The sequence below is a fragment of the Kitasatospora sp. NPDC059817 genome, assembly GCF_042731835.1.
GTDB lineage: Bacteria > Actinomycetota > Actinomycetes > Streptomycetales > Streptomycetaceae > Kitasatospora.
Genome location: NZ_JBHWIR010000129.1, coordinates 14,847 through 22,255, shown reverse-complemented (window position 1 = coordinate 22,255; position 7,409 = coordinate 14,847). Strand labels below are relative to the sequence as shown.

Sequence of the window (7,409 nt, the reverse complement as noted above, 5' to 3'; positions counted from 1 at the left end):
CCGACACCACAGCGCCGCGGGGGGGGGCGCGCGGGGGGGGCGCCTGGGTGGGGGGGGCGGCGGGGGGGGGGGGGGGGGGGCGGGCCCCCCCCCCCCCCCCCCCACCGCCGCTACTCCCGGCCGACCTGGGTGAAGCGCATGTCCGGGTAGCGGTCCCCGGCCACCTCCCCCGCCACCGGCTCCAGCCGGGCCAGTTCCTCGGCGGTGAGCCGCAGCGTGGCGGCCGCGGTGTTCTCGGCGAGCCGGCTGCGCTTGCGGGTGCCGGGGATCGGCACGACGGTCAGCCCGTGCACCTCGGCCCGCTGGTGCACCCAGGCCAGCGCGACCTGCGCGAGGGTCACCCCGCGGGCCGTCGCGATCTCCCGCAGCGGCGCCAGGAGTTCGGCGTTGGCCGCCGCGTTGGCGCCGGTGAAGCGCGGCTGGGTGCGCCGGACGTCGTCCGCCGCGAGCTGCTCGGCGGCCTGGAACGCCCCGGTCAGGAAGCCCCGGCCGAGCGGCGAGTACGGCACGAAGGCGACGCCCAGTTCGGCCGCGGCCGGCACCGCCGTGCGCTCGACGTCCCGGGCGAACACCGACCACTCGGACTGCAGCGCGGCGATCGGGTGGATCGCGTACGCCTCGCGCAGTTCGGCGCCCGTCACCTCGGACAGCCCCAGTCGGCGCACCTTGCCGGCCCGGACCAGCTCGGCCATGGTGCCGACCGAGTCGGCCAGCGGCACGGCCGGGTCGCGGCGGTGCATGTAGTAGAGGTCGATCTCGTCCACGCCGAGGCGGCGCAGCGAGGCGTCGACGGCGGCCCGGATGTACGCCGGGTCGTTGCGGATGCCGCGGTGACTCGGGTCGTCCTCCTTGCGCTCCACGGCGAACTTGGTGGCGAGCACCACCCGGTCGCGGTTGGCGCGGACGAAGGGGCCGATCAGCTCCTCGTTGCGGCCGAAGCCGTAGGCGTCGGCGGTGTCGAACAGGGTGACGCCGGCTTCCAGGGCGGCGTCCAGGGTGGCGAGCGCCTCGGGCCGGTCGGTCGGGCCGTAGAAGTCGCTCATGCCCATGCAGCCGAGGCCCTGGACGCCCACGAACGGGCCGTCGGTGCCGAGTCGGGCGGTGGGGAGGACGGGAACGGTCATCGCTCTGCTTCTTCCTCTGCGTGCGGCGCATGCGTGCGGCGTACTCCACGTGCGGCGTGCTCCGCGTGCGGCGTGCTGATGGCGGCTACTCGTGGCGGTGGACGGCCGGTTCGTCGGACGCGGCGATCCGGCCGGAGTACAGGTCGATCTTGTAGTCGAGGACGGCGAGGGTGGCCTGGAGGTCGGCGACCCGTTGGCGGACCTCCTCGCGCTGGTCGACCAGCAGTTGGCGCCGCGCCTCGTAGGTCCGCTCACCCTCGCGGGCCAGCTCCACGTAGCGGAGCATGTCGGCGATCGGCATGCCGGTCAGCCGCAGCCGGCCCAGGAAGGCCAGCCGGTGCAGGTCGGCGTCGCAGTAGCGGCGCTGGCCGCTGGCGGAGCGGTCGACCGGGTCGAGCAGGCCGATCCGCTCGTACCAGCGCAGGGTGTGCGCGGTGAGCCCGCTGGCCACGGCGACCTCGCTGATGGTGTGCCGCGGGGTCCGGTCCGGATCGCCGACCGGGCGCTGGTACACGTCGGCGCAGGTCCGCAGGTCGAGCTGGACGGGTGCGAGCGTGGCCATGATCGGTTACCCCCTGTGGTGAGCGGTGACGACGACGCTATCGAGTTGGAGTGCACTCCAAGCAAGCCTCGCACCCGGGTGCTCCCGCCACCCGTTTTCGGGCCTTCGTTAGAGTCGGGCGCATGGAGAGCTTGCGGATGATCGAGAACTGGCCGGTGCCCCACGCCGCGGCGGCGGTGGTCCGGGGGGCGGACGGCGCGGTGCTGGGCACGTACGGGCCGCAGCAGCACCTGTTCCCGCTGGCGTCGGTGACCAAGCTGCTCACCTCGTACGCGGTGCTGGTCGCGGTCGAGGAGGGCGTCTTCGAGCTGGACGACCCGGCCGGGCCGGCCGGCTCGACCGTCCGCCACCTGCTCGCGCACACCTCCGGCCTGGGCTTCGACGAGAACCGGGTGTTCGCCGAGCCCGGCAACCGCCGGCTGTACTCCAACGCGGGCTTCGACGCGCTGGCGCGGGCGCTGTCCGACGCCGCCGGGATCGAGTTCTCCCGGTACGCCGCCGAGGCGGTGTTCGAGCCCCTGGGCATGCACGACACCCTGCTGAACACCGCGCACAAGTCCCCGGCCGGCGCCGGCGGCCTGTCCACCGTCGCGGACCTGGTCCGGTTCGCCGCCGAGCTCCAGTCCCCGAAGCTGCTGGACCCGTCCACCGTCCGGCAGGCCACCCGCGAGGTCGCCTTCCCGGGCACCAGCGGCGTGCTGCCCGGCTACGGCCACCGCCGGCCGAACGACTGGGGTCTCGGCTTCGAGATCCGCGACGGCAAGGCCCCGCACTGGACGGGCACCGCCAACTCGCCCGCCACCTTCGGCCACTTCGGCCAGTCCGGCACCTTCCTGTGGGTCGACCCGGAGGCAGGCGTGGCCTGCGTCGCGCTCACCGACCGGGACTTCGGCCCGTGGGCCGCCGAGGTCTGGCCGGCCTGCTCGGACGCGGTCCTGGCCGAACTGAACAGCTGAACGACTGGAAGGCTGAAAGGACAGCCCCTAGCCGTACGAGACCGGCGAGTGCATCTCCCAGAGCAGGAGTTCGGCGCCGGTCTCGCCGGCCGTCGGGTCGGCGAAGGCGTCGCCGGTGATCCGCACGCTGTCGCCCGGGGCCATCGAGCGGCCGCCGCCCTTGGGCCCCGGGATCGTCCGGTAGCCGAGCGAGCCGGCGGTCAGGTGCGCGTACCGCCAGGCGGCCTCGGGCAGTGCGGGCAGCGGCTGCCACGGCCCCGCCGTCGCCAGCCAGAGCGCGGCGTCGCCGCGGCGCAGCCGCAGGGCGTCCGTCCCGGCGTCGCGCTCCAGCCCGGAGGCGAGCAGCGTCAACCCGCCGTCGGCCGGTTCCACCTTGCGCAGCCCGTACGCCGGGGGCGCGTCGAACACGTCCGGCTGGAGCCACATCTGGACGAAGCGGACCGGGCCGACGGCCCCGCCGACGTTGCGCTCGGTGTGGGTGACGCCGGAGCCCGCGCCGAGGTGCTGGACCATCCCCGGGCGGACCACCCCGCCGTGCCCCTGGGAGTCCCGGTGCGCCAGCGCGCCCTCCAGCACCCAGGTGAGGATCTCGGTGTCCCGGTGCTTGTGCTCCTCGTACCCGGCGCCGGGGGCGAGGAGTTCCTCGTTGCACGCGAGCAGCGCGCCGAAGTGCGTGTTCTTCGGGTCGTAGTGGCCGGAGAAGGAGAACGCGTGTCGGGTCTCGACGCCCTCGGCCGGGGTGGAGAGGTAGCGCTCGGCGGTGCGGCGCAGGTCGGCGCGGGGGCGGGCGGCGTCGTCTGTCACGGGCCCCACGGTAGTGGGTGTGACCGGCACCACCGTGCCGCTGCACCGGGGGGTGTGCACGAGCAGTCACTCACGTGAGGCAGTCTTGTCCTTGTGCCAGCCGCTTCCGCGAACTCCAAGAGCGAACCCAGTCCCACGGCCGAGCCGACCGGGAAGAGCCCGGCCCCCAGGGCCGGCCGCGACCGCCCCGGCCGGGCGGCGCCCCGCCTGACCGCGCAGGAGCGCAGAATGGCCGCCGAGCGGGCCGAGCGCCGGGCCGCGACGCTCAAGCGGCTGGAGAAGTCCTCGGGCAAGCTGGCCACCGCCGCGATCTCCCGGATGGACGACCAGCTCGGCTGGTACCGGCGGATGCCGCCGGAGCACCGTTCCTGGATCGGCCTGGTCGCCCAGGCCGGCATCGCCGCCTTCACCGAGTGGTACCGCCACCCGGACGCCGCCCAGGCGATCTCCACGGACGTCTTCGGCACCGCCCCGCGCGAGCTGACCAGGGCGATCACCCTGCGCCAGACCGTCGAGCTGATCCGCACCACGATCGAGGTGATGGAGGAGGCCATCGAGGAGGTGGCCGCCCCCGGCGACGAGGCGGACATGCGCGAGTCGGTGCTGGTCTACGCCCGGGAGATCGCCTTCGCGACCGCCCAGGTGTACGCCCAGGCGGCCGAGGCGCGCGGCGCCTGGGACGCCCGGCTGGAGGCGCTGGTGGTCAACTCGCTGCTGTCCGGCGACGCGGACGAGGGCGTGCTGTCGCGGGCCGCGGCGCTCGGCTGGGGCCAGCCCAGCCAGGTCCGGGTGGTGATGGGCAGCGCCCCGGACGGCGACAGCGAGCTGGTGGTCGAGGCGATCCGCCGGGCCGCCCGGTACGCCAAGCTGCACGTGCTGACCGGGGTGCTGGGCAAGCGCCTGGTGGTCGTGGTCGGCGGCGACAAGGAGCCGGTGCACGCGGCCCGGGCGCTGATCGGCCAGTTCGCGCCGGGCCCGGTGGTGGTCGGCCCGACCGTGCCGGACCTGCTCTCGGCGACCCGCTCGGCGCACGCCGCCGCGGCCGGCCTGCGGGCCTGCGCCGCCTGGCCGGACGCACCCCGCCCGGTGCTGGCCGACGACCTGCTGCCCGAGCGCGCGCTGGCCGGCGACCAGGCCGCCCGCCGCCAGCTGGTGGAGGAGATCTACACACCGCTGGACGAAGCCGGCTCGGCGCTGCTGGAAACGCTGAGCGTCTACCTGGAGCAGGCCTCTTCGCTGGAGGGCGCCGCCCGGATGCTCTTCGTCCACCCCAATACGGTGCGCTACCGGCTACGACGTGTGACCGACGTCACGGGGTACGCCCCGTCCGACGTGCGTTCGGCGTTCACGCTGCGGATCGCACTCGCCCTCGGCCGACTCACCGCGGCCGGGGAGCCGAGCTGAACCGCCTGTAGGGAACTTACAATCCCGGATGGTTTTCTTCGTTACCGTCGCCTACCCGCCCCTGGGCGCCTGGCGAGAGAGGGTTGAACCGTGCTCGTAATCGTCGCCCCTGGACAGGGTGCCCAGTCCCCCGGTTTCCTCAGCCCCTGGCTGGAGCTGGACGGTGTCGCCGACCGCCTCCGCGGCTGGTCGGAGGTCGCCGGGCTCGACCTGGTGCACGCCGGGACCGAGGCCTCCGCAGAGGAGATCAAGGACACCGCCGTCGCCCAGCCGCTGCTGGTCGCGGCCGGTCTGATGACCGCCCGTGAGCTGTTCCCGGACGAGGACGTCGCCCGCAAGCTGGTCGGCGCCGTGGCCGGCCACAGCGTCGGCGAGATCACCGCCGCCGCCGGCGCCGGGGTGCTGAGCGCGCACGACGCGCTGACCTTCGTCCGCGAGCGCGGCCGGGCGATGGCCGCGGCCGCCGCCGTCACCGAGACCGGCATGATCGCCGTGCTCGGCGGCGACCCGGAGGTCGTCGCGGCGAAGCTGGCCGAGCACGGCCTGACCGCGGCCAACAACAACGGCGGCGGCCAGATCGTCGCCGCCGGCACGCTGGCCCAGCTGGAGACGCTGAAGGCGGACCCGCCGGCCGGTGCCAAGCTGGTCGCCCTGAAGGTGGCCGGCGCCTTCCACACCGAGCACATGGCCCCGGGTGTCGAGCGGCTGGCCGCGCTGGCCCCGACGCTGACCGTGGCCGACCCGCAGGTCCGCTACGTCTCCAACAAGGACGGCGAGGTCGTGGCCTCCGGCGCCGAGGTGCTCACCCGCCTGGTGTCGCAGGTCTCCAACCCGGTCCGCTGGGACCTCTGCATGGAGACCCTCGGGCAGCTGGGTGCGACCGCCGTCATCGAGCTGTCCCCCGCGGGCACTCTCACCGGACTGGTCAAGCGCAACCTCAAGGGTGTGGCGACGCTTGCCCTCAAGACCCCCGCCGACCTGGACAAGGCCCGCGCGCTCGTCGCGGAGCACGGCGGTCAGGATCAGGAGACCCAGGCATGACGAAGCCGCAGATCCGCCCGTCCGAGGGCGCGCAGTACGCGCGCATCCTCGGCGTGGGCGGCTACCGCCCGGTCCGGGTGATCCCCAACGCCGAGGTGCTGGAGTGGATCGACTCCTCGGACGAGTGGATCCGCACCCGCAGCGGGATCGCCGAGCGCCGCTGGGCCGGCCCGGAGGAGAGCGTCGCCGAGATGTCGGTGCAGGCCTCCGGCAAGGCCATCGCCCAGGCCGGGATCACCCCGGACCAGATCGGCGGCGTGATCGTCGCGACCGTCTCGCACCTCAAGCAGACCCCGGCGATCGCCACCGAGATCGCCGAGCGGCTCGGCTGCGGCACCGCCCCGGCCTTCGACATCTCGGCCGCCTGCGCGGGCTTCGGCTACGGCCTGGGCCTGGCCGACGGCATGATCCGCGGCGGCAGCGCCGAGTACGTGCTGGTGATCGGCGTCGAGCGGCTGAGCGACCTGACCGACCAGTCGGACCGCTCGACCGCGTTCATCTTCGGCGACGGCGCCGGCGCCGCGATCGTCGGCCCGTCCGACACGCCCGGTATCGGCAAGCTGATCTGGGGCTCGGACGGTTCGCAGTCCGACGTCATCTCGCAGACCCAGGCCTGGGACACCGCCTTCGCCAAGCCCGACGCCGTCAACGGCGTGGGCGAGGAGGCCAAGTGGCCGGCCCTGCGGATGGACGGCCAGCCGGTCTTCCGCTGGGCGGTGTGGGAGATGGCCAAGGTGGCCCAGCAGGCGCTGGACGCCGCCGGGGTCACCGCCGACCAGCTCGGCGCGTTCATCCCGCACCAGGCCAACATGCGCATCACCGACGCCATGATCAAGGCGCTCAAGCTGCCCGACTCGGTGCCGGTCGCCCGCGACATCGCCGAGACCGGCAACACCTCGGCGGCCTCCATCCCGCTGGCGATGGAGCGCATGCTGGAGAGCGGCGAGGCCCGCAGCGGCGACCTCGCACTGATCATCGGGTTCGGGGCGGGTCTCGTGTACGCCGCGGCAGTCGTTACGCTCCCCTAGGCGCGTTTCGCCCCACTCATTCCGCAAAGCCTGCGTCCGGCCGCCGGTCGGACGCGTTCAACACCGAAGAGGAGCAGCCAGTATGGCTACCAAGGACGAGGTTCTGGAAGGTCTCGCCGAGATCGTCAACGAGATCGCCGGTATCCCGACCGAGGACGTCGAGCTCGAGAAGTCCTTCACGGACGACCTGGACGTCGACTCGCTGTCCATGGTCGAGGTCGTCGTGGCCGCCGAGGAGCGCTTCGACGTCAAGATCCCGGACGACGAGGTCAAGAACCTGAAGACCGTCGGCGACGCGGTGAACTACATCCTCACCAACGCCGCCGCCTGAGCGATCGACCCGTTCGATCCCTCCAGCACGTCCGGCGTTCTCGACGCCTCGGACGGCTGACTCGTCGGCCCGGCTCCCCCGAGCCTGGCCGCCCCGCCGGGCCGGGAGCCCCACCCGGCGGGCCGGCGGGCGCCGGCCGGGGGGGCCGCCCGCCCCCCC

8 protein-coding genes are annotated in these 7,409 nt (G+C 73.9%); 5 read left to right on the top strand and 3 right to left on the bottom strand.

Features of this window, described 5'->3' with window-relative positions; translation table 11 throughout:
- Window positions 1-110: 110 nt before the first annotated feature.
- Both ACFV61_RS24835 and ACFV61_RS24830 read right to left on the bottom strand, forming a co-directional pair.
- Window positions 111-1,124: an aldo/keto reductase gene (locus ACFV61_RS24835; RefSeq protein WP_380374956.1), complete on the bottom strand. Its 1,014-nt coding sequence runs from the start codon at window positions 1,122-1,124 to the stop codon at window positions 111-113.
- Window positions 1,125-1,209: 85 nt separating this feature from the next.
- Window positions 1,210-1,686: a MerR family transcriptional regulator gene (locus ACFV61_RS24830; protein WP_380493935.1), complete on the bottom strand. Its 477-nt coding sequence runs from the start codon at window positions 1,684-1,686 to the stop codon at window positions 1,210-1,212.
- Between the two features lie 122 nt (window positions 1,687-1,808).
- Here ACFV61_RS24830 and ACFV61_RS24825 point away from each other — a divergent pair, with 122 nt between their 5' ends.
- Window positions 1,809-2,642: a serine hydrolase domain-containing protein gene (locus tag ACFV61_RS24825; RefSeq protein ID WP_363370030.1), complete on the top strand. Its 834-nt coding sequence runs from the start codon at window positions 1,809-1,811 to the stop codon at window positions 2,640-2,642.
- Between the two features lie 27 nt (window positions 2,643-2,669).
- Here the strand turns inward: ACFV61_RS24825 and ACFV61_RS24820 are convergent, their stop codons facing one another.
- Complete coding sequence (locus tag ACFV61_RS24820; protein WP_380493933.1) at window positions 2,670-3,446, bottom strand: pirin family protein; 777 nt, start codon at window positions 3,444-3,446, stop codon at window positions 2,670-2,672.
- Window positions 3,447-3,674: 228 nt separating this feature from the next.
- Between ACFV61_RS24820 and ACFV61_RS24815 the strand changes: the two genes are divergently transcribed.
- The 4 genes from ACFV61_RS24815 (at window position 3,675) to ACFV61_RS24800 (ending at window position 7,250) form a co-directional block, all read left to right on the top strand.
- Window positions 3,675-4,850, top strand: a complete 1,176-nt coding sequence (locus ACFV61_RS24815) for a CdaR family transcriptional regulator (protein ID WP_063347457.1) — start codon at window positions 3,675-3,677, stop codon at window positions 4,848-4,850.
- 90 nt (window positions 4,851-4,940) lie between these two features.
- A complete protein-coding gene (locus tag ACFV61_RS24810) occupies window positions 4,941-5,891 on the top strand; it encodes an ACP S-malonyltransferase (RefSeq protein WP_063347458.1) in 951 nt (316 codons plus the stop codon).
- The gene (locus ACFV61_RS24805; RefSeq protein ID WP_350878134.1) at window positions 5,888-6,919 is read left to right on the top strand and encodes a beta-ketoacyl-ACP synthase III; all 1,032 of its coding nucleotides are present in this window, start codon (window positions 5,888-5,890) and stop codon (window positions 6,917-6,919) included. The genes ACFV61_RS24810 and ACFV61_RS24805 overlap by 4 nt, the downstream gene beginning before the upstream one ends.
- An 82-nt stretch (window positions 6,920-7,001) precedes the next feature.
- A complete protein-coding gene (locus tag ACFV61_RS24800) occupies window positions 7,002-7,250 on the top strand; it encodes an acyl carrier protein (protein WP_063347460.1) in 249 nt (82 codons plus the stop codon).
- Window positions 7,251-7,409 lie beyond the last annotated feature (159 nt).